We start from the raw sequence: 24,177 nt of genomic DNA on the forward strand, positions 1-24,177 counted from the left end.
CTCTGCCGTGCCGCACCGCCGAGAGGATGTCATGAAGTCGATCACCGTCGCCGAGCTCGCCGAGCGCTCCGGTACCCCGCTCATCGATGTCCGGGAGGTGCACGAGTTCGCCGCCGGCCACGTGCCGGGCGCGGTGAACATCCCGATGTCCGAGATCGGCAACCGTCTCGACGAACTGCCCGCCGAGTCCTTCGACGTGATCTGCCAGGCCGGCGGCCGTTCGGCTCGCGTGGTCGAGGCGCTCGAGGCGCGCGGCTATGACGCGACGAACGTCGAGGGCGGCACGGGCGAGTGGATCGCGCAGGGTCGCGAGGTCGAGGTGCCGTCGGCGTGACCACGCTCACCCTGATCGGCAAGCCCGACTGCCATCTGTGCGACGTGGCCTCCGAGGTCGTCGACGCCGTGGTCGCCGAGCTGCCCGACGCCGCCGCCGAGCGGATCGAGATCGTCGAGGCGTCGATCGCCGAAGACCCCGCGCTGTACGAGCAGTGGTGGGAGAAGATCCCGGTGGTGCTGATCGACGGCCGCCTGCACGCCCACTGGCGCGTCTCGCCCGACCGCCTGCGCGAGGCGCTGGAGGAAGCCGTGAGCGCCGACGCCCTCACCGACCAGGAGACACCCCGATGACCATTCGCCATGTCGTGGCCTGGAAGCTCGCCGTCGACGATGCGCAGACCCGCGCGGACCAGGCGGCCGAGGTCGCCCGCCGGCTGAACGCGCTCGACGGCATCGTTCCCCAGCTGCGCAGCATCTGGGCGGGCGCGAACGACGTCTACCCCGACGCCAACTGGGACGTGACGCTCGTCGCGGAGTTCGACTCCGTCGATGCTCTGGAGCAGTACCAGGTGCACCCTGCGCACGAGGAGGTCGCCGGATACATCCGTTCCGTCGTCTCCGGTCGTGTGGCCGTCGACGTCGAGGTGTGAGACCGGGTGCCGCGCGGGGAGGCACCGAAACACAAACGTAATGCGGTCGTCTGCCCGTGTCATTGGTCACGCGACGAGCCGCATGTTTAGATGATCTCCTACCCGTCCGCGGGCGCACCCGCCCCCGAACCCCAGGAGTCGACATGCCTCGTCGTACCCTCTTCGCCGGTCTCGCACTCGTGGCCACCGCCACGTTCGCGCTCGCCGGATGCGCCACCGGATCGACCGACGCGGGCAGCAGCGACGCTCCCGCGGCCGGCGACGAATACGGTCTGATCGAGGCGGGCACCCTCTCTGTCTGCTCCGACATCCCCTACCCGCCGTTCGAGTTCCAGGGCGACGATGGAGAGTACACGGGCTTCGACATCGACCTGCTGGGCGCGATCGCGAAGCAGCTCGACCTGAAGCTTTCGGTGCAGGATGTGGGCTTCGAAGCTCTGCAGTCCGGGACCACCTTGGCGGCCGGTACGTGCGACGTCGGCGCCTCGGCCATGACGATCACCGAGGAGCGCAAGGCCAACATCGACTTCTCCGACCCGTACTACGACTCGCTGCAGTCGCTCCTGGTGCGCACCGACTCGGGCATCGAGTCGATCGACGACCTCGACGGGAAGAACGTGGGCGTGCAGCAGGGCACGACGGGTGAGTCCTACGCCGGGGAGAACGCGAAGGGCGCTCAGCTCGTGCAGTACCCGTCGGACGGCGAGCTGTGGCCGGCCATGCAGGCCGGGCAGATCGACGCGATCCTGCAGGACCAGCCGGTGAACCTCGAGCACGAGAAGGCCGACTCCGCCTACAAGATCGTGGAAACGTACGAGACCGACGAGTCCTACGGCTTCGCGTTCGCGAAGGGCGAGAAGGATGCTCTTCTCGAGGCGGTCAACGGCGCGCTGAAGGACCTCCGCGACAGCGGCGAGTACCAGAAGATCTACGACGAGTACTTCACGGCCAACTGAAGACGGAACTGAGTCGGTCGGGAGGACCTTGACAATGGCGTTGAGGCGCACCACGAAGAAGAAGCTGTACCGCTACACCGTCTATGCGGTGCTGATCGCTCTCGTCATCTGGGCGGCGATCAGCACCGACTGGGCGCGGATCGCCACGATGTACTTCAACCCGGAGATCGCGGCGAAGATGCTCCCGGGGATCATCACCACCGCGCTCGTGAACACCCTGTGGTTCACCGCCGTGGCGTTCGTGGGCGGTTTGCTGCTCGGCGTGGTCCTCGCGCTGATGAAGCTGTCGGAGATCGGGCCGTTCCGCTGGATCGCGACGTGCTGGATCGAACTGTTCCGCGGACTCCCGGCGATCCTCACGATCTTCGCGATCGCCTACATCGTGCCGATCGGCATGGGTATCCCCGGTACGAAGCTCGGCGGGCCGGTAGTCCTCGGGCTGATCGGTCTGATCCTCGTGGCATCGGCGTACATGGCCGAGACCATTCGCGCCGGCCTGCAGGCGGTGCCGAAGGGGCAGACCGAGGCGGCCCGCTCGCTCGGCATGTCGCCCATGAAGACGACGTTCTGGATCGTGGTGCCGCAGGGCTTCCGCATCATCATCCCGCCGCTGACGAACGAGTTCGTGCTGCTGCTGAAGGACACCTCGCTGCTGTTCGTGGCCGGGTCGTTCATCTGGTCGAAGGAGCTCACGACGTTCGCCCGCGACGCCAGTACGCAGAACGCCAACGGGACGCCGCTGATCATGGCTGCGATCCTGTACCTGATCGTGACGATCCCCCTCACGCGGTTCAGCGCGTGGCTGGAGCGACGGATGGCGAGGAGCCGATGACCACCGATCTGATCGACGTCCACGCGCCCGCGATCGACATCCAGGGGCTCGTGAAGACGTTCGGAGACAACGAGGTGCTCAAGGGCATCGACCTCACGGTCACGGCAGGCGAGGTCGTCTGCGTGATCGGCCCGTCCGGCTCCGGCAAGTCCACGCTGCTGCGCTCGGTGAACCTGCTGGAGGAGCCCACCGGCGGCAAGGTGCTGATCGAGGGCATCGACATCACCGACCCCGACGTCGACATCGACCGGGTGCGCACCCGCATCGGCATGGTGTTCCAGAGCTTCAACCTGTTCCCGCACCTGAGCGTGCTCGGCAACCTGACGATCGCGCAGCAGCGGGTGAAGAAGCGGTCGAAGGCGGAGTCCGAGAAGGTCGCGCACGCGATGCTGGAGCGAGTGGGCCTGGCCGAGAAGGCGGGCGCCTATCCGGGTCACCTGTCGGGCGGGCAGCAGCAGCGCGTCGCGATCGCCCGAGCGCTGTGCATGAACCCCGACATGATGCTCTTCGACGAGCCCACCTCCGCGCTCGACCCCGAGCTGGTCGGCGAGGTGCTGTCGGTCATGCGGTCGCTCGCCGACGAGGGCATGACGATGCTGGTCGTGACCCACGAGATGGGCTTCGCGCGTGAGGTCGGCTCGCGGCTGATCTTCATGGACGGCGGTCACATCGTCGAGGAGGGCGACCCGCACGAGGTGCTCGCCGATCCGCAGCACCAGCGCACCAGGGACTTCCTGTCCCGCGTGCTCTGAAGCACCGACGAACGAACCCCCTGCCGCCGGGATGGCGACAGGGGGTTTCGTTCTTCTCACCGCGGTCCCTCGGCTGCGACGACCTCCGCGGGGAGGCCGGAGACGCGCTACCGATATACAACGCGGCGGAAGGGCGTTCGGAGGCGTGGATCCGGAGGTTCGCCGGGTATCGTGTGCAGGTCGATCGCTGGGGCGGTCGACGGAATCTGGGGACAAGTCGGCGGCGATCCGGGACGGATCGGCGACGACTCGTGGTGACACAAGGGGGACCGATGGCTGTCTTCGGCCGTCGTCGACGTGAGATCGACGTTGCGAACACACGCGCGGAATCGGCCGACGCCGCCGCGCCCGATGACGACGCGCTCCGCGCGCTCGAGGACCTGTTCTCGACACTCCCGCCACCGCCTCCGCGCCCCGCGCTGCGCGCGCACGCACTCGTCGACCTCGACGCGGGCCCGGCGCTCCTTCCGACCCTCACGCCCGGCGGCGACGACCCGATCGCACCGACCCCGGGCACACCCCTCATCGAGCGGGACACCTCGCTCGACCGCACCCGTACAGAACCTCAGGGAGAACGAATGGCACAACTGGAACAGTCCGTGCAGGAGCTTCTGACGATCGACGGCGCCGTGGGCGTCGCGATCGCGGACTCCGCGTCCGGCATGGCTCTCGCGCAGGGCGGTCACCCCGCCTTCGACCTCGGTGTCGCCGCGGCCGGGAACTCCAATGTCGTCCGCGCGAAGCTGCAGACGATGAAGGAGCTCGGCATCGCCAGTCGGATCGACGACATCCTCATCACGCTCGACGACCAGTACCACCTGATCAATGTGCTCAGCAGCAGCGGCACCGAAGGACTCTTCGTCTACCTGGTGCTCGACAAGGCTAAGGCGAACCTGGCGCTCGCCCGCCACAAGCTCGCCACCGTCGCCGGGCAGATCACCATCTGACCCGGAAACCGAACGGAGACCCTGCGGCCAGACGGCCGCGGGGTCTCCGACGTTCCAGGTGGGCCTCCGCCGCTCAGCCGCGCGGATGGACCACCACGGGCTCCGGGTCGACCGCGATGCGGACGCGGTCGCCGAACGCGGGGTGCACACCCGGAGCGTGCTGCACGCGGACGAGCTCGCCCGACTCCGTGCGCACCAGCGTGCGGCGCATGCTGCCGAGGAACGTGCTCTCCTCCACCAGAGCATCGGTCGCCGCGTCCGCCTCCGACGCGAAGTGCACGTTCTCCGGTCGCAGGTACACGTCGACCGGGCCGTCGGCCGGCGTCTGCAACGGCAGGCGCTGCCCCCACACCACGACGTGGTCGCCCTCCGCGACACCGGACACCACGCTCGACAGCCCGACGAACGCGGCGACCCCCGCCGTGGACGGAGCGGTGTACAGCTCCTCCGGGGTGCCGATCTGCTCGATGCGCCCCGCGTTCATCACGGCGATGCGGTCGGACACCGCCAGCGCCTCCTCCTGGTCGTGCGTGACGAAGACCGTGGTGATGCCCAGTCGGAGCTGGAGGCGGCGGATCTCGTCGCGCAGCTGCACGCGCACCTTCGCGTCGAGCGCCGACAGGGGCTCGTCCAGCAGCAGCACCCGGGGCTCGGTGACCAGTGCCCGCGCGAGGGCGACCCGCTGCTGCTGCCCACCCGACAACTGATGCGGGAAGCGATCGGCGAGGTCGGCGAGACCCACGAGAGCCAGGGCGTCGAGCGACCGTCGTGCCGCCTCGGCCCGGCCGACTCCGCGGCGTCGCAGACCGAAGGCCGTGTTGTCGACCACGCGCAGGTGCGGGAACAGCGAGTACGACTGGAACACCATGCCGATGTCGCGCTTGTTGGTCGTCACCCGAGAGACGTCTCCGCCGCCGAGCAGGACCGCGCCGCCATCCGCGACCTCGAGCCCGGCGAGCACGCGCAGCAGCGTGGTCTTGCCGCATCCGGACGGGCCCAGCAGCGACACGAACTCGCCCGGCGCGATGTCGAGATCGACGCCGTGCAGCACGGTCGTGCCGCCGTAGCGCTTCACGATGCCCTGGAGCTGCACGCGGGTGCCCTCGCCGGCCCGCGCGAGCAGCAGGTTGTCCTTCGTGCGGGGGAGGGCGTGGTCGAGGGTCATGAGCGGGCCTTTCGGGAGCCGCGCGCGACGCGGCCGATCAGGAGGAGCAGGAGGAAGACGAGCAGCAGCGCCAGCAGGGTGAAGATCGCCGGCGCGTAGGGGTCCTGCTTCTGCACGACGAGCATCGCCGTCTGGAACACCGGACGGTTCAGGAGGGAGGCGATCGTGAACTCTCCCAGGACCACAGCGATCGACAGCAGCGACGCGGCCAGCAGCCCCTGGCGGAGGTTCGGCGCGAGCACGCGGAGCACCACGGCCGGCCAGCTCGCGCCGAGGGAACGGGCCGCCTCCGACAGCGTGCGCAGGTCGGCCGCGTCGATCGCCGCCTGGATCGACCGGAAGGCGAACGGCAGCACGGTGATGCCGTAGGCGAACGCGAGCGTCCAGGTGCCGGTGCCGAGGGTGCGACCGATCTGCAGATAGAGGGGTGCGAGGCCGACCACCAGCACGATCGCCGGGATCGAGATGGGCAGGAGCGCGAGGAACTCGAACGCGGGCTTCAGCCGCGGGAAGCGCAGGTTCACCAGGATCATCGTCGGGGCCAGTACCAGCAGGACGATCGCGACGGTCACGACGGCGAGGATCAGCGAGTTGCCGAGTCCCGTCCAGATCGGCCGGAGCGCGGCCGCCGCAGCGGGGTCGAACAGCGCGGCCCAGTGCTCGAACGACGGTCCGTCGGCACCGCGGAGCGTGAACAGGAACGTCGACACGAGCGGTACAGCGAAGAACGCGCCGACGAGCACACCGATCACCCAGCGCGTGGTGCGCGACGGGGCGAGACGGTTCACGAGCGCCACCGCGCAGCCCGGCGCTGGATCAGCGAGTACAGGCCCATCACCACGCCGACCACCAGGATCATGCCGAGGGCGAGCGCCCCGGCGAGGTTCTCCCTCCCCAGCAGCGTCTCGCTCGTGAGGGCGGTTCGGATCTGCAGCGGCACGATCTGCGAGCCCTGGCTGGCCAGCGCCGCGGCGGTCGCGTACGACGAGAAGGCGTTCGCGAACAGCAGCAGCAGGCTGGCGAGGAACGAGGGCGCGAGCACGGGCAGGCCGACGCGCAGCCAGAAGCTCGCCCGCGTGCCGCCCAGCGTGAGGTTCGCCTCGGCCCACTGCGGCTGCAGGGCGGCGAGGGCGGGCATGAACGTGATGACCATGAGCGGCACCTGGAAGTAGATGTAGGGGAGGACGAGCCCGGGCAGCTCGTAGAGCCAGGTGCCGTTCGCGAAGATGTCGACGCCGAGCGTGTCGCGCAGGAAGACCGTGATCACCCCCTGGATGCCGATCGTGGCGATGAACGCGAACGCCAGCATCACCCCGCCGAACTGGGCGAGCACCCCGGCTGCTGCATCGACCGCGCGGCGCACGGCGCCCTCGGGCGGAGCGCCGAGCAGCGCGTAGCAGACCAGGGCCCCCACGACCGCTCCGACCGCGGCCGTGAGCAGCGACAGCCCGGCCGAGTTCGCGAACGTCCTCAGGACCACGGGGTCGCCCAGTGCCTCGACGTTCGCCATCGTGACCGCGCCGTCGTCGTCGAAGAACCCCGAGCCGACGGCGAGCACCGTCGGCACGGCGAGGAACAGCACCACGTAGGCCGCGAAGGGGACCAGCCCCAGCCACGCGAACGACGGCGCGGACCGCCGGGCCCCCGCGTCACGCGCGGGCCCGGCGGTGGGGGCGGGGGCGGACGCCGCGACGTGCGCCCCCGGTGCGACGACGGTCGTCACTGGACCGCCGCGGCCCACTTCTCGCCGAGCAGCGTGCCGGCGTTCGCCGACTGCTCCTCGGTCGGCACGACGGTCTCCGCCGGTGCCTCGGGCAGCGCGGCGGCGAGGTCGGCGTCGATCGTGCCCGCCTCCGTCATGGCCTCCATGCGCACCGGACGGGCGCCGCCCTTCAGCCACAGGTTCTGCACCTCGTCGCTGTAGAGGAACTCCTGCCACAGTCGCGCGGCGGCCGGGTGCGGGGCGTCGGCGTTGATGGCCTGGTTGTAGTAGCCGGCGTAACCGGTTCCGTCGAGCACGACGACCTTCCAGTCGGGGTTGTCGGCCGTGTGGGCGGCGTTCAGGTAGTCCCAGTCGAACACCACCGGGGTCTCACCGCTGGCGATGGTGGCGGTGGTCACGTCGACCTTGAGCAGGTTGCCGGCCTTCTGCAGCTCGGAGAAGAAGTCGATGCCGGGCTGGAAGTCGTCGAGCGTGCCGTCCGACTGCACGGTCGCGAGGCCCACCGCGGCGAACGCGGCACCGGCCTGCGTGGGGTCGCCGTTGATCGCGACCGCGCCCTTGTAGTCGGCGGAGAGCAGGTCGTCGAGCTCAGACGGTGCGTCGTACTTCGACGAGTCGTAGCCGATCGACATGTACCCGCCGTAGTCGCCCACGAACAGCCCGCTCGGCTCCTTGAGCTCGTCGGGGATGTCGTCCCACGTCTGCACGGTGTACGGCGCGAAGGCATCGGTGTTCTGCAGGGCCACGGTGAGGCCGAGGTCGAACACATCGGGCGCCGTGTCGAGGCCCTTGTTCGTCTCGGCGGCCTGGATCTCCTCCGCGCTGGACACGTCGGGCGAGGCCTCGTTGATCGTGATCTCGGGGTACTTCTCGGCGAAGAGATCGAGGATCTCGCCGTAGTTCGCCCAGTCGCGCGGGAGCGCGATGACGTTGAGCTGTCCCTCGGCCTTGGCGGCGGCCTCCAGATCGGCGAACGTGCCGAAGTCGGCCACCGACGTGGCCGCCGACGCGTCGACGTCGGGCTCTCCGGAGCCGGAGCCCGACGCGTCGGCGGCGCCGGAGCAGGCGCTCAGTGCGAGCGCGGCCGTGGTGGCGAGGGCGATGCCGGCGCCGATGCGCGCGCGGCGGGTGAAGCGTGCCATGAGTATCCTCTCGGTGCCCGGCGCGGGTTCGCCGGGGTCGGGTTGCGAGAGGACACTACGAGCCGGAGGTTGCCGCTCGTGGCGGCCGCGGTGAACGGACGGTGTCCGATGGGTGGCGCGCGGGCGCGGGACCGACAGGCGAGCCGGCGCGGCCGCCGGTCAGTGCGGAACGGTGAGCTTGAAGCCGCGGTGCGAGCCGACGTAGCCGAGACGCTCGTAGAAGCGGTGCGCGTCGGTGCGGGCGGCATCGGAGGTCAGCTGCACCATCGCGGCGCCGAGCGCGGGCGCGGCCTGTTCCCCGACCCAGCGCATCACGGCCCCGCCGAGACCCGCCGAACGCAGGTCGCTGCGCACGCGCACGGCTTCGACCAGCAGGCGACGGGCTCCGCGGCGTGCCATGCCGGGGATCGACGTGAGCTGCAGCGTGCCGACGACGGCCCCGCCGAGCTCGACCACCAGCAGGTCGTTCGAGGGCTCGGAGAGGATCTCCCTCAGGCCGCGCTCATAGGCGGGGCGATCCTCGTCGGAGGCCACATCACCGCGGGCGGCGCTGATGGGGTCGTCGGCGAGCAGCGCGATCACCGCATCGGTGTCGTCCAGGGTGGCCCGCCGCAGAACGGCCTCGCCGACGCGCGACGGGAAGGGGAAGGGCAGGGGGAGGGCGTCGAGCATGGCACCAGTCTCTCAGGGGCGCGGATGCGGGAGGAGGGTGCGCTCTCTGGAATCATGGCCGGGTGGATATCGGCACGGTGCTCGGGCTCGAGCAGCTCACTTGGGGGATGCTGATCCTCGTGATCGTCGCGGCGTTCTGCGCCGGCTGGATCGACGCGGTCGTGGGCGGCGGGGGTCTGCTGCAACTGCCCGCGCTGCTGCTGATCCCCGGTATCGCGCCGGTGCAGGCCCTGGCCACCAACAAGCTCGCGTCGGTGTTCGGCACGGCGACGAGCAGCGTCACGTACTACCGTCGCGCGAAACCCGACATCCGCACGGCTCTGCCCATGGCGGTGATCGCGCTGCTCGGCTCGTTCGGGGGAGCCGCGGTCGCCACGGTGCTTCCGCCCGCCGCGTTCAAGCCGATCATCGTGGTCGCACTTCTCGCGGTCGCCCTGTTCACGGCGCTCCGCCCGCAGCTCGGCGCCGCGACGCAGCTGCGTTTCCACGGCCACAAGCACCACCTCATGGCGGGCCTCGCCGGCCTCGGCATCGGCTTCTACGACGGCATGATCGGCCCGGGCACCGGCACGTTCCTGGTGATCACCCTCGTGGCGCTGCTCGGCTACGACTTCCTGCAGGCCAGCGCGAAGGCGAAGATCGTGAACCTCGCCACGAACCTGGGCGCGCTGCTGCTGTTCATCCCGCACGGGTCGGTGCTGTGGCTGCTGGGCGGCATCCTCGCGGTCGCGAACGTCGCGGGCAGCTACCTGGGGTCGCGCATGGCGATCTCGCGCGGCACCACGTTCATCCGCGTGGTGTTCCTCGTGGTGGTCGTCGCGCTCATCGCGAAGCTGGGCGTGGACGTGTGGAACGAGAACATCGTCCCGGCTCTCGCCTCGCTCCGCTGAACCGTCCGCGGCTCACACGACGACGCCGGGTCGGGCAGGTTCCGTGGGGAACCGCCCGACCCGGCGCGAGTGCCTGATCGTGCGCGAGCGGCTCAGGCCGCGTCGTCGTCGGGCTCGTAGTCCACACCGGCCTCGGCGCGCTGCTCCGGGGTGATCGGGGCGGGCGCGGAGGTCAGCGGGTCGTACCCGTTGCCCGACTTCGGGAAGGCGATGACGTCGCGGATCGACTCGGTCTTCGACAGGTGCTGCAGCACGCGGTCCATGCCCAGCGCGATGCCGCCGTGCGGGGGAGCGCCGAAGGAGAACGCGTCGAGCAGGAAGCCGAACTGCTCCTGCGCGACCTCGTCGCTGATGCCCATGACCTCGAAGACCCGCTTCTGCACGTCTTCGCGGTGGATGCGGATCGAGCCGCCGCCGAGCTCGGAGCCGTTGCACACGATGTCGTACGCGTAGGCGAGGGCCGAGCCCGGGTCGGTGTCGAACGTGTCCTCGAACTCGGGCTTCGGGCCGGTGAACGCGTGGTGCACGGCCGTCCAGGCGCCCGCGCCCACCGCGACGTCGCCCGAGGCCACCGCGTCGGCGGCGGGCTCGAACATCGGGGCGTCGACGACCCAGGTGAACGCGAACTCGTCCGGGTTCAGGTAACCCAGGCGGCGGCCGATCTCCACGCGCGCGGCGCCGAGCAGCGCCCGGCTCTCCTTGGTGGATCCGGCGGCGAAGAACACGCAGTCGCCCGGCTCGGCGCCCACGAACTCCGCGAGACCCGCCTGCTCCGCCTCGGACAGGTTCTTCGCGGCGGGGCCGCCCAGGGTGCCGTCCTCGTTGAACAGCACGTAGGCGAGACCGCGGGCGCCGCGCTGCTTGGCCCAGTCCTGCCAGGCGTCGAGCACCTTGCGCGGCTGCGAGGCGCCGCCGGGCATACGCACCGCGCCGACGTACTCGGCCTGGAACACCCGGAACGGGGTGTCCGCGAAGTACTCGGTCGCCTCGACGAGCTCGAGCCCGAAGCGCAGGTCGGGCTTGTCGGAGCCGTACTTCGCCATCGCCTCGGCGTAGGTGATGCGCGGCAGCGGGGTCTGCACCTCCACGCCGATCGTCTTCCACATCGCCACGATGAGCGACTCCATGAGGGCGATCACGTCTTCCTGCTCGACGAAGCTCATCTCGATGTCGAGCTGCGTGAACTCGGGCTGCCGGTCGGCGCGGAAGTCCTCGTCGCGGTAGCAGCGGGCGATCTGGTAGTACTTCTCCACGCCGCCGACCATGAGCAGCTGCTTGAACAGCTGCGGCGACTGGGGCAGCGCGTACCAGCTGCCCGGGTGCAGCCGCGCCGGCACCACGAAGTCGCGGGCGCCCTCGGGGGTGGAGCGGGTGAGGGTGGGGGTCTCGACCTCGGTGAAGCCGTCGGCGTGCAGCACGTCGCGGACGGCCTTGTACACGTCGGAGCGCAGACGCAGCGCGGAGGCCGCGGCCGGACGGCGCAGGTCGAGGTAGCGGTACTTGAGACGCGCCTCCTCGCCCACGGTCTCGGTGTCGGCCAGCGCCGTGGAGACCTGGAAGGGGAGCGGAGCCGAGGGGTTCAGCACCTCGACCTCGGCCGCGATGACCTCGATCTCGCCCGACGGGAGGTTCGGGTTGGCGTTGCCCTCGGGGCGGCGCGAGACCTCGCCCGTGACCTTGAGCACGAACTCGTTGCGCAGCGGGTGGGCGACCTCCTCGTCGCGGATGACCACCTGGGCGATGCCCGAGGCATCCCGCAGATCGATGAACGCGACGCCTCCGTGGTCACGACGACGATCGACCCACCCGGTGAGGGTGACGGTCTGACCGATGTTCTCGGCGCGCAGGGAGCCTGCGGTGTGGGTGCGCAGCACGGAGTATTCCTTCTGATCTGGGAAATGGAGAACCCGCCCAGTCTACGGGGGTGCGCGACCCCTTCTCACGGGACGGCCCGTCCCTCAGTAGGGTGTCTGTGAACGGAAGGTGACCCCATGAACCTCGCTCTCGTCCCCGCGGCCGACGTCCCGGTCGTCCCCGACTTCCTCGGCCAGTTCCTCTCCGGGACCACCGGCGTGGTGGCGTTGATCTTCTACATCCTCCTCGCCGTCGCCTGGTGGAAGGTGTTCACCAAGGCCGGATATCCGGGCATCCTCGCCCTCATCCCGATCGTCAACGCGATCTTCCTGTTGCGCATCGCCGGGATGTCGGGCTGGTGGGTCCTGCTCTACCTGGTGCCGATCGCCAACGTGGTGCTCGCGATCGTCGTGGCCGTGAAGGTCGGCGCCCGCTTCGGCAAGGGCGGCGTCTTCTCCTTCTTCCTCCTCTTCGTGTTCTCGTTCATCGGATACTTCATCCTCGGCTTCGGCGACTCCCGCTACCGCGAGATCTGACGTGGGGGTATCGCGACTGCACCTCGTGCGGCACGGTGAGGTGCACAACCCCGCCCGCGTGCTGTACGGCCGGCTGCCCGACTATCACCTGAGCCGCGCGGGCCGCGGGATGGCGGCGTCGGCGGCCGCGCACGTCGCGCAGCTCGGCGACCCCGTGGCGGCGCTGTACGCCTCGCCGCTGGAGCGCGCGCAGGAGTCGGCGGAGCCGTTCGCCGAGCGGTTCGACCTGGTGCCGGAGATCGACATCCGTCTGATCGAGCCGACGAACGTCTTCGAGGGCACCCGCATGCGCCGGTCGCTGATGAACCCGCTCAACTGGTGGCATCTGCGGCAGCCGTCGGTCCCCAGCTGGGGCGAGCCGTACGCGTCGATCGCGGAGCGCATGCTCGGGATCATGGATGAGGCGTGGACGGCCGCACTGGAGAGCACGACCGAGGGCGACATCGTGATGGTGTCGCACCAGGCGCCGATCTGGATCACGCACCTGCGCGTGGCGGGGCTTCCGCTGCAGCACGACCCCCGCACGCGGCGCTGCGCCCTGTCGAGCGTCACCTCGTTCGAGCGCGTGGGTGACGTGTGGCGCGAGGTCGCCTACGCGGAGCCCGCCGCCACGGGCGACGCGGTCGACGTCGGCGCGGTCTGACCCGCCGCCGTCACCGCACGCGCCCGTGGCCTCGGTCTCAGCGGGCGTCCTCCAGCAGTGACCGGATGACGCCGATCGCCGCGAGCTGACCGGCCGCGGCGGCGAGCAGCACCGCGGCCATCGGCCCGGGGAGGGTCGCGCGATGGGCGAGGTCGCCCGCCGCGAAGACGCCGCCGACCGAGGTGTGCCCGAGCTCGTCGATCTCGATCGAGCCGGAGTCGAGCATCCGCAGTCCCAGGTCGGCCGCGAAGGGGGCGCGCTGGCGCGCCGAGGCCGCGGCGACGAAGACCCCGGCCACGTCGAGGTCGCCGTCGGCCGTGCGCACGCGCACCCCCGCGCCGTGCTCCGAGACCTCGGCCGCAGGCCCGGCGACCCGCACCCCGAGGCCCTCGAGCCGAGCGCGGTCGTCGTCGCCGAGCGGCGCGTCCACCGGCACCACGGTGATGTCGCCGACGACGGGCCCGAGCAGTCCGATCAGGTGCTCCGCGCGCGGGGCGGGGCCGAGGATCGCGATCGGACGACCGGCGTGCTCGTGGCCGTCGCAGAACGGGCAGGTGAACGCCTTCAGCCCCCACAGCGGCGCGAGTCCCGGCACCGCGGGGAGGTCGTCGGCCACGCCGGTCGCGAGCACCACGCGTCGTCCGCGTTCGACCGAACCGTCGGCGAGCGTCACCCGGAAGCCCTCCGTGGCGGAACCCTCGATGCGCTGCGCCGCGGTGTCGCGCACGGTCACCGTGTCGTAGGCGGTGAGCTCCCGCCGGGCGCGGGCGCGCAGCTCCGCCGGGGGTGTGCCGTCCTCGCCGATCATGTTGTGCATGTGCTGCACCGTCCCGTTGCGGTACTCGCCCGAATCGAGCAGCAGCGCCGAGCGGTGCATGCGTCCGAGGGTCAGGGCCGCCTGGAGCCCGGCCGGTCCCGCCCCGATCACGATCGCGTCGTGCATGGTGTCGTCCTCTCTTCTTGCCTTCCTCGCCAGTGTGTGGCTTCATGTCAACATGAAGTCAAGCGATAGCCACCCCTGGTCCGTCGGCGAGGTCGCCGCCCGCTTCGACCTGCCCACCCACGTGCTGCGGCACTGGGAGTCGGTCGGGTTGCTCCGCCCGCCGCGTGATGCGGCAGGTCGGCGACGCTACGGCGAGGACGAGGTCGTGCGGATCGCCGTGATCCAGCGCAGCAAGGCGGCCGGCATGAGCCTCGAGCAGATCGCCGTGCTGCTCGACGACGGCAGCGCGGGCCGGCACCAGGTGCTGCAGCAGCACCTCGACGACCTCGACCGGCGCATGGAGGAGATGCGGCGCTCGCGGGAGATGACCGAGCACGCGATGGGCTGCCGTGCGCACGACATCGCGACGTGCCCGCGCTTCCGCGCGAGCGTCGCCGACGTGCTCGCGCGCCTCTGATTCCCCCCGGGGGGTACCCGGCCGATGCATAGGATGCTCTGCGTAAACTCGGAGCCGTGCCCCTCGCCCCCAGAATCCCTCCGATTCGCCGCGGCCGCACCTCCCACCCCCGGCATGCCCGCCGAGCGGTCGGAGCCGCGTTCGCCGCGGTGCTCGCCGTCGGCCTGACCGCGTGCGCCCCCGACGCCGTCAGCGAATCCTTCCTGAGCGGGGAGAACACCGGCTACGTCGCCGCGGACGGCGCGATCGTCGAGATCCCGGTCGCCGAACGTGGCGAACCCGTCGAGTTCGGCGGGGTCACCGAGACCGGTGACGACTTCGACAGCGCCGACGTCGCCGGCGACGTCACCGTCGTCAACTTCTGGTACGCCGGGTGCGCCCCGTGCCGCCTCGAAGCGGCCGACCTGGAGAGCGTCTGGAAGGAGTACGAGGACCAGGGCGTGTCCTTCATCGGCGTCAACACGCGCGACCAGGCCGACACGGCCACCGCGTTCGCGGAGGAGTACGGCGTCACCTACCCGAGCCTGATCGACGTCGACACCGCGGAGGCCAAGCTCGCGTTCGCGGAGGCCGTGCCGATCTCGGCCACCCCGACCACCCTCGTGCTCGACAAGCAGGGCCGCGTGGCCGCGAAGATCATCGGGCCGATCGACGGGACCTCCGTGCTCTCCACGCTCGTCAAGGACGCCCTCGCGGAGGACTCGTGACCCGCGCGGAGGCGCCGTGAACCCCGACGTCATCATCGGCTCCGGCGCCCTCTGGCTCGCGCTGCCCGTGGCGATGCTCGCCGGGCTCGTGTCGTTCGTGTCGCCGTGCGTGCTCCCGCTCGTCCCCGGCTACCTCGGATTCCTGGGCGGAGCGGTCGCCCCGCGAGGCTCCGCCGACGGCACGACGCAGACCGCGACCCGCAGTCGCCTCGTGCTGGGCGTGCTGCTGTTCATCCTCGGCTTCACGGTCGTGTTCATCCTCTTCACGGTGCTCGGCGGCACGGCGGGCGCGTTCCTGCTGCGCTGGGGCGACCTCATCACGCGCATCCTCGGCGTCGTGATCGTCGCGATGGGGCTGGTGTTCCTCGGCCTGTTCGGCTTCGCGCAGCGCGAGTTCCGCTTCCACGTCGACTCCAAGGCCGGGATCATCGGGGCCCCGCTGCTGGGTGTCGCGCTCGGCATCGGCTGGGCGCCGTGCATGGGGCCGACGCTCGCCGCGATCCTGGCGCTGTCGTTCAACGCCGGCGACCCGGTGCGCGCCGGCTTCCTCGGCCTGGCGTACTCCCTCGGCCTCGGCATCCCGTTCCTGCTGGTCGCCCTCGGCTTCGGCTGGGCGACCAGGGCGATCGGTTTCCTGCGCCGCCACGTGCGCATCGTGAACATCGTGGGCGGCGTCATGCTCATCCTGCTCGGTGTGCTGATGGTCACCGGGCTGTGGACCGACATCATGTCCCGGCTGACGGCGGTGATCGGCAGTGTCATCCTCCCGCTCTGACCGCGCAGAGCACACCACCACGAAGAACAAGGGTGCCGTGAACAGCGACTCCAGCGATCCGCTCCGTCCGTCCGACCACGTCGACGGCGACGACTCGATCACCCAGCCGCGGCTCGGGGTCGTCGGCTGGCTGCGGTGGGGCTGGCGTCAGCTGACGTCGATGCGCACCGCGCTGATCCTGCTGCTCGTGCTCGCGATCGCCGCCATCCCCGGCTCGATCTTCCCCCAGCGCATGGCCGACCCGAACGGCGTCACGCAGTGGGAACGCGACAACCCCGACCTGTTCCCGATCCTCGACGGCCTGAAGCTGTTCGACGTCTACCTGTCGCCGTGGTTCTCCGCCATCTACCTGCTGCTGTTCACGTCGCTCGTGGGCTGCGTGATCCCGCGCATCAAGCACCACGCGAAGGCGCTGCGTGCGCGTCCGCCGCGGACTCCCGCCCGGCTCCAGCGCCTGGAGGACCACCGGTCGGTCACGCGCGACCCGGTCGCCGGCACGGGCACCGGTGACGCGGAGGCGGAGGCGGCCGCCGCGATCGATGTCGCGACGACGCAGCTCAAGGCGCTCGGCTACCGCGTGGAGCGCTACGACCGCGGCCGCACGTTCTCGGTCTCGGCCGAGCGCGGGTACTGGCGCGAGACCGGGAACCTGCTGTTCCACCTGGCTCTGGTCGGCGTGCTCGTGACGATCGGCGTCGGCGGCGGTTTCGCGTACACCGGGCAGCGGGTGCTGGTGGAGGGGGAGACGTTCGCGAACACCCTGCTCGACTACGACTCCATGAACCGCGGCCGCTTCGTGACCGACGACGCGTTCGCGCCCTACTCGATGCGCCTCGACTCGTTCGACGTGACGTACCAGCCGTTCGGCGAGCCCGGCTCGGGTCAGGCGGGGAACTTCTCGGCCAACATGACCATCCTCGAGAACGGCGAGGAGCGCGAGGGCTCCGTCAAGGTGAACGAGCCGCTGGGCGTCGCCGACGACGACGTGTTCCTGCTCGGCAACGGCTATGCGCCGACCGTCACCGTGCGCGACCCCGAGGGCACGGTCGTGTTCACGGGCAGCACCCCGTTCCTCCCGCAGGACACGAACATGACCTCGCTCGGGGTGCTCAAGGTGCCGGACGGCCTCGCCGAGCAGGTGGGCCTCGTCGGCTTCTTCTACCCGACGACGGGTGTGCTCGACTCCGGTGCGTTCTTCTCCGGCTACCCCGACCTGACCAACCCCACCCTCACGCTCGACGTGTACACGGGCGACCTCGGCATCAACGACGGGGTGCCCCGCTCGGTGTACGTGCTCGACACCTCCGACATGACCAAGCTCACGGGGCGCTCGACCGACGTCGAGTCGATCGAGCTCGCGCCGGGCGAGACCGCGGAGCTGCCGAACGGGCTCGGCTCGGTCACCTTCGAGGACGAGTCGCCGGAGGGCGCGACCGATGCCTCCCAGTCGGTGAAGCGCTTCGCCTCCCTGCAGATCCACCGCGACGAATCCGGCGTGTTCGTGCTGGGCTTCGCCATCCTCGCGCTGGCCGGGCTCATGCTCGCGCTGTTCGTGCCGCGACGGCGCGTGTGGGTCAAGGCCACGGCCGCCGACGGCGCGGTGGAGCTGGAGTACGCGGCGCTCGCCCGCGGCGAGGACCCGACGCTCGCGCGGGCCGTGGACGACATCCGCGACGGTCACGCCCGACTGCTCGACGCCGCGGGCGGCACCGTCGCCCGCACCCCCGACGACGCGGAGGCCGAGACCGCGTCCGCGGAAACCGCACCCCCGGCCGCCGACACCACGAAAGTAGACTGACACCATGCTCGAGCTCACCGTGATCTCGCCTGTCCTGCTGTGGACCGCGATCGCGATCTATGCGGCCGCCTTCGTGGCGTACGCCTTCGATCTCGCGCGCCGCTCCCAGGCCTCCGCCGACGCCGTCTCCGTGCGGGAGGGCGAACTGGTGGCGGCGGGCGGCGTCCGTGGCGCGGCATCCCCCGCGACCGGGGCCCCGGCCGCGACCGCTGCCCCGCAGCGCTTCGTGATGGCGCGCATCGGCACGTCGCTCACGGTGCTCGGGTTCGTGTTCCACCTCGCGGCCACCGTGACCCGCAGCATCGCCGCCGGCCGGGTGCCGTGGGCCAACCTGTACGAGTTCGCGATGGTCGGCACGCTGCTCATCATCGCGGTGTACCTCGTGGTGCTCACGCGCCTCGATCTGCGCTTCCTCGGCACGTTCATCACGGGGCTCGTGGTGGTGCTCCTCGGGCTGGGGGCGACGAACTTCTACGTCAAGGTCTCGCCGCTGATGGACCCGCTCAAGAGCGTGTGGCTCATCATCCACGTGTTCGTGGCGTCGCTGGCGACCGCGTTCTTCGCGCTGGCGTTCGCGCTGTCGGTGATCCAGCTGATGCAGTCCCGCCGCGAGCGTCTGCTCGGCGAGGGCGCCGCCAAGACGGGACCGGGCTTCCTGCGCACGTTCCCGACCGCGGAGCGCCTGGAGAGCCTGGCGTACATGTTCTCGATCATCGGCTTCATCCTGTGGACGTTCACCCTCATCGCCGGGTCGATCTGGGCGTACTACGCGTGGAGCCGCTTCTGGGGCTTCGACGTGAAGGAGACCTGGACGTTCGTGATCTGGGTGCTCTACGCGGGCTACATCCACGCGCGGGCGACGCGCGGGTGGCGCGGCAACCCCTCGGCGTGGCTGTCGATCGTCGGCTTCACCGCGGTGATCTTCAACTTCACGATCGTCAACGTGTTCTTCAAGGGCCTGCACGCCTACTCCGGCCTGAGCTGATCCGCTGCCCCCGGGCAACGCCAGGTCTCAGCCGCCGAGCGGCAGGACCTCGGCGTGCTCGATGCCGTGCTCGTACCAGACCAGTTCGGCCTCGGTGATGGTCTCGGTGACAGCGGGCTCGAAGACGCGGGACTCGGCCTCGGCGAATCGTCTCCACTCGGCCGGGTCGAGAGTCTTGCCGTAGATCACCGAAAGGTGGAAGGTCCAGTCCTCCAGCGGCAACTCGCCCAGCCGGCGCAAGTCCGTCTCGTCCAGCGCGGTCGTCAGGGTCGAGTACGCCGAGACGAGCGATGCGGTGCGGGCGAGACGCACGATCAGGATCTGCCATGGAGCGGAGAACTCGTCCGTGGCCTCGGCTCTGACCTCGATCGGGGTCTGCTGCGACGCCCAGGTGCGGATCAGCGCCGCGAGCTCGTCGCGCCGATCGGGCTCGGCGAATCCACGCAGAGTGACGTGACCGGTGTGCGGGCGCCGGATCGGGGCGCCGAGGCGAGCGAGTGACGCGTCCTGGACGTTCCGATAGGTCTCGGCTAACGCGGCGGTGGGGCGCAGCACGACGTACTGCTGCCCTTCCAGGCCGGCGAGCTGTTCGGGGGTGTCCATGAACGGTCGACGCATGGCAGGAGCCTAGGGGAGTCAGGCGGGGGCGAGGACCGCGGTCGCCGTGGTGGTGCGGCGGACCGCGACCACCACGGTCGTGGCGACGAGCGACAGCACGCCCCACACGATGAGCGCGGCAACCGCCGGGCCGCTCGCGGAGATCAGGCCCGTGAACGCGGGAGCGGTCGGCAGGGCGGCACCGATCGCGGCGAGCCAGTCGGGCACGGTCGAGATGAGGCCGGTCGCGACCGCGAGCACACCCACGAGCGCGGCGATCCAGCGCCCGATCCCGCCGAACACGGCCACGAGCGCCTGGTTCACGGCGGCGAACGCGACCCCGGCGAGCACGGCCGTGCCGGCGAAGGCCCACCACTGGGCGGCGTCGTAGCTCGCCACGGTCTGCACGATGAGCGACACCAGCAGGCCCTGCGCGGCGCCGATGGCCGCGGCGGGCCAGAACCCGCGCAGGGCCAGGGCCGCGGAGGAGCGGCGGGAGGTGAGGGTGCGGGCGGTGTGGGCGCGCAGCACCAGGAACGACGCCAGGCCGCCGAACCACAGCACGACCGCGGTGAGCAGCGGGATCGCGGTCGGGCCGAAGATCGCGTTCTCCGGGGCGTCCGCCGCGACCGGGTCGGCGATCACCGACGCGAGCGAGGTGGACTCGTCGTCGCTGAACGAGGGGAGCGAGTCGGCCGCGGTACGAAGGCCGCCCGCGAGATCGCCCGTGCCCGTGGCGAGCGTGTCGAGGCCGGCGACGAGCTCGGTGGAACCCTCCGCGAGCTGGTTCGCGCCGTCCGTGAGCTGGGTCGCGCCGGTCGCCAGAGCCCGTGCCCCGGCGGCCGAGGGGGCGATGCCCTCGCTGGCGAGCTGGGTCAGGCCGTCCGCGAGCTGGGTCGCCCCGGTCCCGGCCTGCCCCATGCTCGATGCGAGGGTGCCGAGGGTACCGGGGAGCGCCGCCACGCCGCCCGACACCTCCGGGCTGGTGAGGATGCCCGCCGCGGTGCCCGCCGACCGCGCCACCGACCCGGCCTGGGTCGCGAGCGCGGTGAGCTGGTCGCACTGCGCCTGGTCGGTCACGGGCGGCGTGCACGCGCCCGCCGCGAGGGCGCCGAGGCTCTGGGCGAGCGCCGCTGCGTCGGTGCCGGCCGTCTGCGCCGACCCGGCGGCGGACTGGATCCCGCCGACGAGCTGCTGCGTCGGGGCGACACTGGCCTGGAGCTGCGCGGCACCCGCGGTGAGTCCGCTGCCGATCTGCCCCGCGCCGGCCGCGGCCTCGCGCGTCTTGCCCGCGATCGTGTCGAGCCCCGACGCGAGCGAGGAGGCGCCGGTGCCGAGCTGTGCAGCGCCGGAGGCGAGCTGTGTCGCGCCGTCGGGGATCTCCGCCGCCCCGGTGGCGGCGTCGCGGGCGCCGGTCGCGAGCTGGAGTGCACCGTCGGCGGCGTCGCCGATCTGGTCGCCGATCGTGGTGAAGCCCACGAGGATGTTCTCGGTGGTGGCCTCCGACAGCATGGTGCCGAGGGTCGACGCGGCGACGTTCGCGATCTGGCTCGTGATGAGGTCGTCGGCGACGAGACCGTCGTCGGGGGTGGTGACGCGGATCGTCGCCTGCTCCGCGTCGCCGCCGCCGTCCGCCACGGCCTGCCCGCCCGAGGTCGCGGCGGCCGAGAAGTCCTCGGGGATCGTGATGACGGCCTGGTACGAGCCGTCCGCGAGCCCGTCGGCCGCATCCTCCTCGTTCGAGATGACCCACGTGAGGTTCGAGTCGAGGTCGTCGGAGCCCTCGACCAGCCCGGAGGCGAGCTGTCGTCCGAGCGGGGTGACCTGCCCGTCGATCTCGACCGGCTCGTCGAGGTTCACGATCGCGGCGGTCATCGACTCCAGCCGCTCCGTGGGGTTGTACAGCGCGGCCATGAGGATGCCGCCGATCGCGGCGGGCAGCAGCAGCACGCCGAGGATCGTCAGCCACGTGATGGGCTTGCGGGAGCGCGCGCGCTCGAGGGGGAGGGTCATGCGGTCACCTCGGTGGTGTCGGCGGCGGCCCGGTGCGGGTCGCGGAGGTCCAGGGTGTCGGCGGACGACCATCCGGCGTCCGCGAGGAGGGAGCGCGCCGCGGTCGCGTCGACCGCGGTGGCGAACACGGCGAGGGGGCGGCGGGCCGCGGTGTCGCGCAGTCGGGCCGCGAGCTGATCCCGGGCGGCGCCGTCGAGGCGGTCGATGCCGTCGAGCACCACGAGCTCGGTGCGTCCGCGCAGCGCCTCGGCGAGGTCGGGGGCCGTCGCGTCCTGGTCGTCCACGAGCACGCAGCCGACGTGGGCACGCACCCACGCGGCGCGACCGGGGAGCAGGTGCCCCGCCACGCGCAGGCGACCCTCGCCGGGCGGCACCCGTCCGGCGATCGTGAGGGCGAGCACCCGCAGCGTGGCGGCGTCGAGCCCGGTGGCCACCACCGCGCTCCCCGGTGCGAGGCGCAGCGACAGGCCGTCGAGCGCGGCGATGTCGCCGCCCACCGTGAGGTCGTCGGCTGCCACGACGGAGCCGTCGCCGGGCCACGCGGCGAGGTGTCGTTCGCGTTCCACCGCCTCGCCCTCGATGTCCACGCTCGGCAGGATGCGCTCGAGCCAGGCCGGGATCTCCCACGCGCGCTCGCCGAGGATCGCCATGAGGGCGGGGATCAGGGTCATCCGCACCAGGAACGCGTCGATCGCGATGCCGGCCGCGAGCCCGAGCGCGATGGGCTTGAGCGACGAGTCGCCCTCGGGCACGAACGCCACGAACACCGCGAACATGATGAGTCCGGCGGCCGTGACGACCTTCGCGGAGCCGGAGAAGCCGCTCCGCACGGCGCGCAGCGCGGCCGCGCGACGGATCGCCCGGTCCGGGCTCTTCGCGTCGGGGTCGTGCACGAAGTGCTCTCTCATGCGCGAGACGAGGAACACCTGGTAGTCCATCGCGAGGCCGAACAGCACGCCCATCAGGATGATCGGCATGAAGCTGATGATGGGGCCGACCTTCGCGACGTGCAGGGCGTCGGCGAACCAGCCCCACTCGAACACGGCACCCACCACGCCGAACGCGGCCACGATCGACAGCAGGTAACCGGCGGCCGCGGTGATCGGCACCCAGAGCGAGCGGAACACGATCGTGAGGAGGATGAGCGACAGGCCGATCACGAAGATGCCGAACGGCAGCAGGGCGGCTCCGAGCTGGTCGGAGATGTCGATGCCGACCGCCGTGAAGCCGGTGACCTTCAGGTCGATGCCGAACTCGTCGAGCCATTCGTCGTGGTGGCTGCGCAGCTCGCGCACGAGGTCGGCGGTGGCGGGGTCGTCGGGCGCCGTCTCCGGGATGATCTGCACGATGCCGGTGTCGGCGGTCTCGTTGGGGGTGGCGAGCGCGACCTCCTTGACCCCCGGGACCTCGGCGACCGCGTCGCCCAGGTCCTCCATCAGACCGAGCGGATCGGTGGAGGTGACGATGGTGCCGGTGAGGATGAGCGGGCCGTTGAACCCGGGACCGAACTGTTCGCCCACGAGGTCGTAGGTCTGCCGCGCTTCGGAGTCCTTCGGCAGCACGCCCGCGTTCGGCAGCGCGAGGTCGAGGCTGAGTGCAGGGACGGCGACGACGCCGAGACCGAGCACGATCGCGAGGGACACGAGGATCGGGCGTCGGGTGACGCCGGCGACCCAGCGGCGGCTGCCCCGCGGGCGGGGTTCGGCCGGGGGCGCCTCGGCGCCGTCGGCGGCCTCCGACGCCGCGCGGGCCGTGGCCGCCCTGACCTTCTTCGTCTTCCGCGACGTCTTCGCCCGGGGCTTCTTCGGGCGCCCGGCGACGCGGTGGCCGAGGAAGCCGAGCAGGGCGGGCGTGAGGGTCACGGCGATCGCGACGGCCACCGCGACCGCGACCGAGGCGGCGATGCCCATCGTGGTGAGGAAGGGGATCCCGGCGAAGCCGAGGCCGATCAGCGCGATGAGCACGGTGACGCCGGCGAACACGACAGCGGAACCGGCGGTGCCGACGGCGCGCGCGGTGGACTCCTCGGGGTCGACGCCGTCGCGCACCTGATCCTGATGCCGCGCGACGATGAAGAGCGCGTAGTCGATGCCGACGGCGAGCCCGAGCATGAGCGCGAGCAGCGGCGTGGTGGACGAGACGGTGGCGAACGCGGTCGCGGTGAAGATGCCCGCCATGGAGATGCCGACGCCGAGGATCGCGGTGAGCAGCGGCAGCCCGGCGACCACGAACGAGCGGAACGTGACGATGAGCACGAGCAGGGCGATCAGCAGACCCACGGCCTCGGTGAGCGTGACGCCCGGGATGGAGATCGCGAACAGGTCGCCGCCGAGTGACGTCTGGGCGCCATCGGGCAGCTCGGCGCCGAGGTCAGCGACCACGGCGCGCAGGGCGTCCTTCGTCTCGTCGGACACGTCGGTGGACTCGCCGTCGAACTGCACGCGCACGATCGCCGCCGTGTCGTCGTCGTTGATCATGCCGTCGACCATCTCGTCGTACGGCGAGGTCGCCGCCAGCACCTGGTCGAGATCGCCGAGGGCGGACACGGCGTCGTCGATGGGCTCGCGGTACGCGTCGTCGTCGATGCTGTCGCCGTCGGCGGCGACCACGATGAACTGCGCGTTGGTGCCGCTCACCTGCGGGAAGGAGCGGGACAGCTGCTCCAGGCCCGCCTGCGACTCCGTGCCGGGGATGGAGAACGTGTTGTCCGTGCCCGCACCGAGCACGACGGCACCCGCGCCGGCGATGCCGAGGGCGAGGAGCCAGGAGACCAGCACGCGCCAGGGGTGCCGGAACGACCAGCGTCCGAGGGACGACAGGAGTGTGGACACGGGTTCTCCTCGGTGGGGGTGAGCTGGATACAC

25 protein-coding genes are annotated in these 24,177 nt (G+C 71.0%); 15 read left to right on the forward strand and 10 right to left on the reverse strand.

Features of this window, described 5'->3' with window-relative positions; genetic code table 11:
- Positions 1 to 31: 31 nt before the first annotated feature.
- The 7 genes from ACFWCH_RS09125 to ACFWCH_RS09155 all read left to right on the forward strand — a co-directional run bounded on the left by ACFWCH_RS09125 (position 32) and on the right by ACFWCH_RS09155 (position 4,413).
- Positions 32 to 334 carry a rhodanese-like domain-containing protein gene (locus tag ACFWCH_RS09125; protein WP_136035875.1) on the forward strand — a complete coding sequence of 101 codons (303 nt, stop codon included), beginning with the start codon at positions 32 to 34 and terminating at the stop codon, positions 332 to 334.
- Entirely contained in the window at positions 331 to 627 is a 297-nt protein-coding gene (locus ACFWCH_RS09130; protein WP_136031972.1) for a glutaredoxin family protein, read from the forward strand. The genes ACFWCH_RS09125 and ACFWCH_RS09130 overlap by 4 nt, the downstream gene beginning before the upstream one ends.
- Complete coding sequence (locus ACFWCH_RS09135) at positions 624 to 926, forward strand: Dabb family protein (protein ID WP_136035876.1); 303 nt, start codon at positions 624 to 626, stop codon at positions 924 to 926. The genes ACFWCH_RS09130 and ACFWCH_RS09135 overlap by 4 nt, the downstream gene beginning before the upstream one ends.
- Before the next feature lie 143 nt (positions 927 to 1,069).
- Positions 1,070 to 1,882 carry a basic amino acid ABC transporter substrate-binding protein gene (locus ACFWCH_RS09140; protein ID WP_247981265.1) on the forward strand — a complete coding sequence of 271 codons (813 nt, stop codon included), beginning with the start codon at positions 1,070 to 1,072 and terminating at the stop codon, positions 1,880 to 1,882.
- A 34-nt stretch (positions 1,883 to 1,916) separates the two neighbouring features.
- Positions 1,917 to 2,714, forward strand: coding sequence for an amino acid ABC transporter permease (locus tag ACFWCH_RS09145; protein ID WP_136031967.1), 798 nt, complete (start codon positions 1,917 to 1,919; stop codon positions 2,712 to 2,714).
- Positions 2,711 to 3,466, forward strand: a complete 756-nt coding sequence (locus tag ACFWCH_RS09150; RefSeq protein ID WP_136031965.1) for an amino acid ABC transporter ATP-binding protein — start codon at positions 2,711 to 2,713, stop codon at positions 3,464 to 3,466. The genes ACFWCH_RS09145 and ACFWCH_RS09150 overlap by 4 nt, the downstream gene beginning before the upstream one ends.
- Positions 3,467 to 3,738: 272 nt before the next feature.
- Entirely contained in the window at positions 3,739 to 4,413 is a 675-nt protein-coding gene (locus ACFWCH_RS09155) for a hypothetical protein (protein ID WP_378803401.1), read from the forward strand.
- A gap of 73 nt (positions 4,414 to 4,486) precedes the next feature.
- Here ACFWCH_RS09155 and ACFWCH_RS09160 read toward each other — a convergent pair whose 3' ends face one another.
- The 5 genes from ACFWCH_RS09160 to ACFWCH_RS09180 all read right to left on the reverse strand — a co-directional run bounded on the left by ACFWCH_RS09160 (position 4,487) and on the right by ACFWCH_RS09180 (position 9,115).
- Positions 4,487 to 5,578, reverse strand: coding sequence for an ABC transporter ATP-binding protein (locus ACFWCH_RS09160; protein WP_378803402.1), 1,092 nt, complete (start codon positions 5,576 to 5,578; stop codon positions 4,487 to 4,489).
- Positions 5,575 to 6,366 (reverse strand): ABC transporter permease, encoded by a 792-nt coding sequence (locus ACFWCH_RS09165; protein ID WP_136029725.1) that lies wholly within the window; start codon positions 6,364 to 6,366, stop codon positions 5,575 to 5,577. Before ACFWCH_RS09165 ends, ACFWCH_RS09160 begins: the two co-directional genes overlap by 4 nt.
- Positions 6,363 to 7,301 carry an ABC transporter permease gene (locus ACFWCH_RS09170; protein WP_378803403.1) on the reverse strand — a complete coding sequence of 313 codons (939 nt, stop codon included), beginning with the start codon at positions 7,299 to 7,301 and terminating at the stop codon, positions 6,363 to 6,365. The genes ACFWCH_RS09165 and ACFWCH_RS09170 overlap by 4 nt, the downstream gene beginning before the upstream one ends.
- Positions 7,298 to 8,443 (reverse strand): ABC transporter substrate-binding protein, encoded by a 1,146-nt coding sequence (locus ACFWCH_RS09175; protein ID WP_378803404.1) that lies wholly within the window; start codon positions 8,441 to 8,443, stop codon positions 7,298 to 7,300. Before ACFWCH_RS09175 ends, ACFWCH_RS09170 begins: the two co-directional genes overlap by 4 nt.
- A gap of 159 nt (positions 8,444 to 8,602) precedes the next feature.
- Positions 8,603 to 9,115: a GNAT family N-acetyltransferase gene (locus ACFWCH_RS09180; RefSeq protein WP_136029732.1), complete on the reverse strand. Its 513-nt coding sequence runs from the start codon at positions 9,113 to 9,115 to the stop codon at positions 8,603 to 8,605.
- Positions 9,116 to 9,222: 107 nt separating this feature from the next.
- Between ACFWCH_RS09180 and ACFWCH_RS09185 the strand changes: the two genes are divergently transcribed.
- A complete protein-coding gene (locus tag ACFWCH_RS09185; RefSeq protein WP_136036377.1) occupies positions 9,223 to 10,005 on the forward strand; it encodes a TSUP family transporter in 783 nt (260 codons plus the stop codon).
- A gap of 92 nt (positions 10,006 to 10,097) precedes the next feature.
- Here ACFWCH_RS09185 and aspS read toward each other — a convergent pair whose 3' ends face one another.
- Positions 10,098 to 11,879 carry an aspartate--tRNA ligase gene (aspS, locus tag ACFWCH_RS09190; RefSeq protein WP_206251732.1) on the reverse strand — a complete coding sequence of 594 codons (1,782 nt, stop codon included), beginning with the start codon at positions 11,877 to 11,879 and terminating at the stop codon, positions 10,098 to 10,100.
- A gap of 117 nt (positions 11,880 to 11,996) precedes the next feature.
- On the opposite strand from aspS, the gene ACFWCH_RS09195 reads away from it, so the two are divergent.
- Positions 11,997 to 12,395, forward strand: a complete 399-nt coding sequence (locus ACFWCH_RS09195; protein ID WP_240745361.1) for a DUF5684 domain-containing protein — start codon at positions 11,997 to 11,999, stop codon at positions 12,393 to 12,395.
- 1 nt (position 12,396) lies between these two features.
- Positions 12,397 to 13,038: a histidine phosphatase family protein gene (locus ACFWCH_RS09200; protein ID WP_136029737.1), complete on the forward strand. Its 642-nt coding sequence runs from the start codon at positions 12,397 to 12,399 to the stop codon at positions 13,036 to 13,038.
- A 37-nt stretch (positions 13,039 to 13,075) separates the two neighbouring features.
- Here ACFWCH_RS09200 and ACFWCH_RS09205 read toward each other — a convergent pair whose 3' ends face one another.
- Positions 13,076 to 13,981 (reverse strand): NAD(P)/FAD-dependent oxidoreductase, encoded by a 906-nt coding sequence (locus ACFWCH_RS09205; RefSeq protein ID WP_136029740.1) that lies wholly within the window; start codon positions 13,979 to 13,981, stop codon positions 13,076 to 13,078.
- A 52-nt stretch (positions 13,982 to 14,033) separates the two neighbouring features.
- Between ACFWCH_RS09205 and ACFWCH_RS09210 the strand changes: the two genes are divergently transcribed.
- Genes ACFWCH_RS09210 through ccsB form a run of 5 tightly spaced genes read left to right on the forward strand, consistent with a single transcriptional unit; the run spans position 14,034 to position 18,703 of the window.
- Entirely contained in the window at positions 14,034 to 14,438 is a 405-nt protein-coding gene (locus ACFWCH_RS09210; protein WP_136029742.1) for a MerR family transcriptional regulator, read from the forward strand.
- A 56-nt stretch (positions 14,439 to 14,494) separates the two neighbouring features.
- Positions 14,495 to 15,145, forward strand: coding sequence for a TlpA disulfide reductase family protein (locus ACFWCH_RS09215; protein ID WP_136029744.1), 651 nt, complete (start codon positions 14,495 to 14,497; stop codon positions 15,143 to 15,145).
- 16 nt (positions 15,146 to 15,161) lie between these two features.
- The gene (locus tag ACFWCH_RS09220; RefSeq protein ID WP_378803406.1) at positions 15,162 to 15,920 is read left to right on the forward strand and encodes a cytochrome c biogenesis CcdA family protein; all 759 of its coding nucleotides are present in this window, start codon (positions 15,162 to 15,164) and stop codon (positions 15,918 to 15,920) included.
- A 37-nt stretch (positions 15,921 to 15,957) separates the two neighbouring features.
- Positions 15,958 to 17,718, forward strand: coding sequence for a cytochrome c biogenesis protein ResB (locus ACFWCH_RS09225; protein ID WP_378803407.1), 1,761 nt, complete (start codon positions 15,958 to 15,960; stop codon positions 17,716 to 17,718).
- A gap of 4 nt (positions 17,719 to 17,722) precedes the next feature.
- Positions 17,723 to 18,703, forward strand: a complete 981-nt coding sequence (ccsB, locus tag ACFWCH_RS09230) for a c-type cytochrome biogenesis protein CcsB (RefSeq protein WP_378803408.1) — start codon at positions 17,723 to 17,725, stop codon at positions 18,701 to 18,703.
- Between the two features lie 27 nt (positions 18,704 to 18,730).
- Here ccsB and ACFWCH_RS09235 read toward each other — a convergent pair whose 3' ends face one another.
- Genes ACFWCH_RS09235 through ACFWCH_RS09245 form a run of 3 tightly spaced genes read right to left on the reverse strand, consistent with a single transcriptional unit; the run spans position 18,731 to position 24,144 of the window.
- Entirely contained in the window at positions 18,731 to 19,321 is a 591-nt protein-coding gene (locus tag ACFWCH_RS09235; RefSeq protein ID WP_378803409.1) for a 2'-5' RNA ligase family protein, read from the reverse strand.
- 18 nt (positions 19,322 to 19,339) lie between these two features.
- A complete protein-coding gene (locus tag ACFWCH_RS09240) occupies positions 19,340 to 21,313 on the reverse strand; it encodes a YhgE/Pip family protein (protein WP_378803410.1) in 1,974 nt (657 codons plus the stop codon).
- Positions 21,310 to 24,144: an efflux RND transporter permease subunit gene (locus tag ACFWCH_RS09245; RefSeq protein ID WP_378803411.1), complete on the reverse strand. Its 2,835-nt coding sequence runs from the start codon at positions 24,142 to 24,144 to the stop codon at positions 21,310 to 21,312. The genes ACFWCH_RS09240 and ACFWCH_RS09245 overlap by 4 nt, the downstream gene beginning before the upstream one ends.
- Positions 24,145 to 24,177: the final 33 nt, after the last annotated feature.

This window comes from Microbacterium sp. NPDC060132 (assembly GCF_042729675.1).
Lineage (GTDB): Bacteria > Actinomycetota > Actinomycetes > Actinomycetales > Microbacteriaceae > Microbacterium > Microbacterium sufflavum.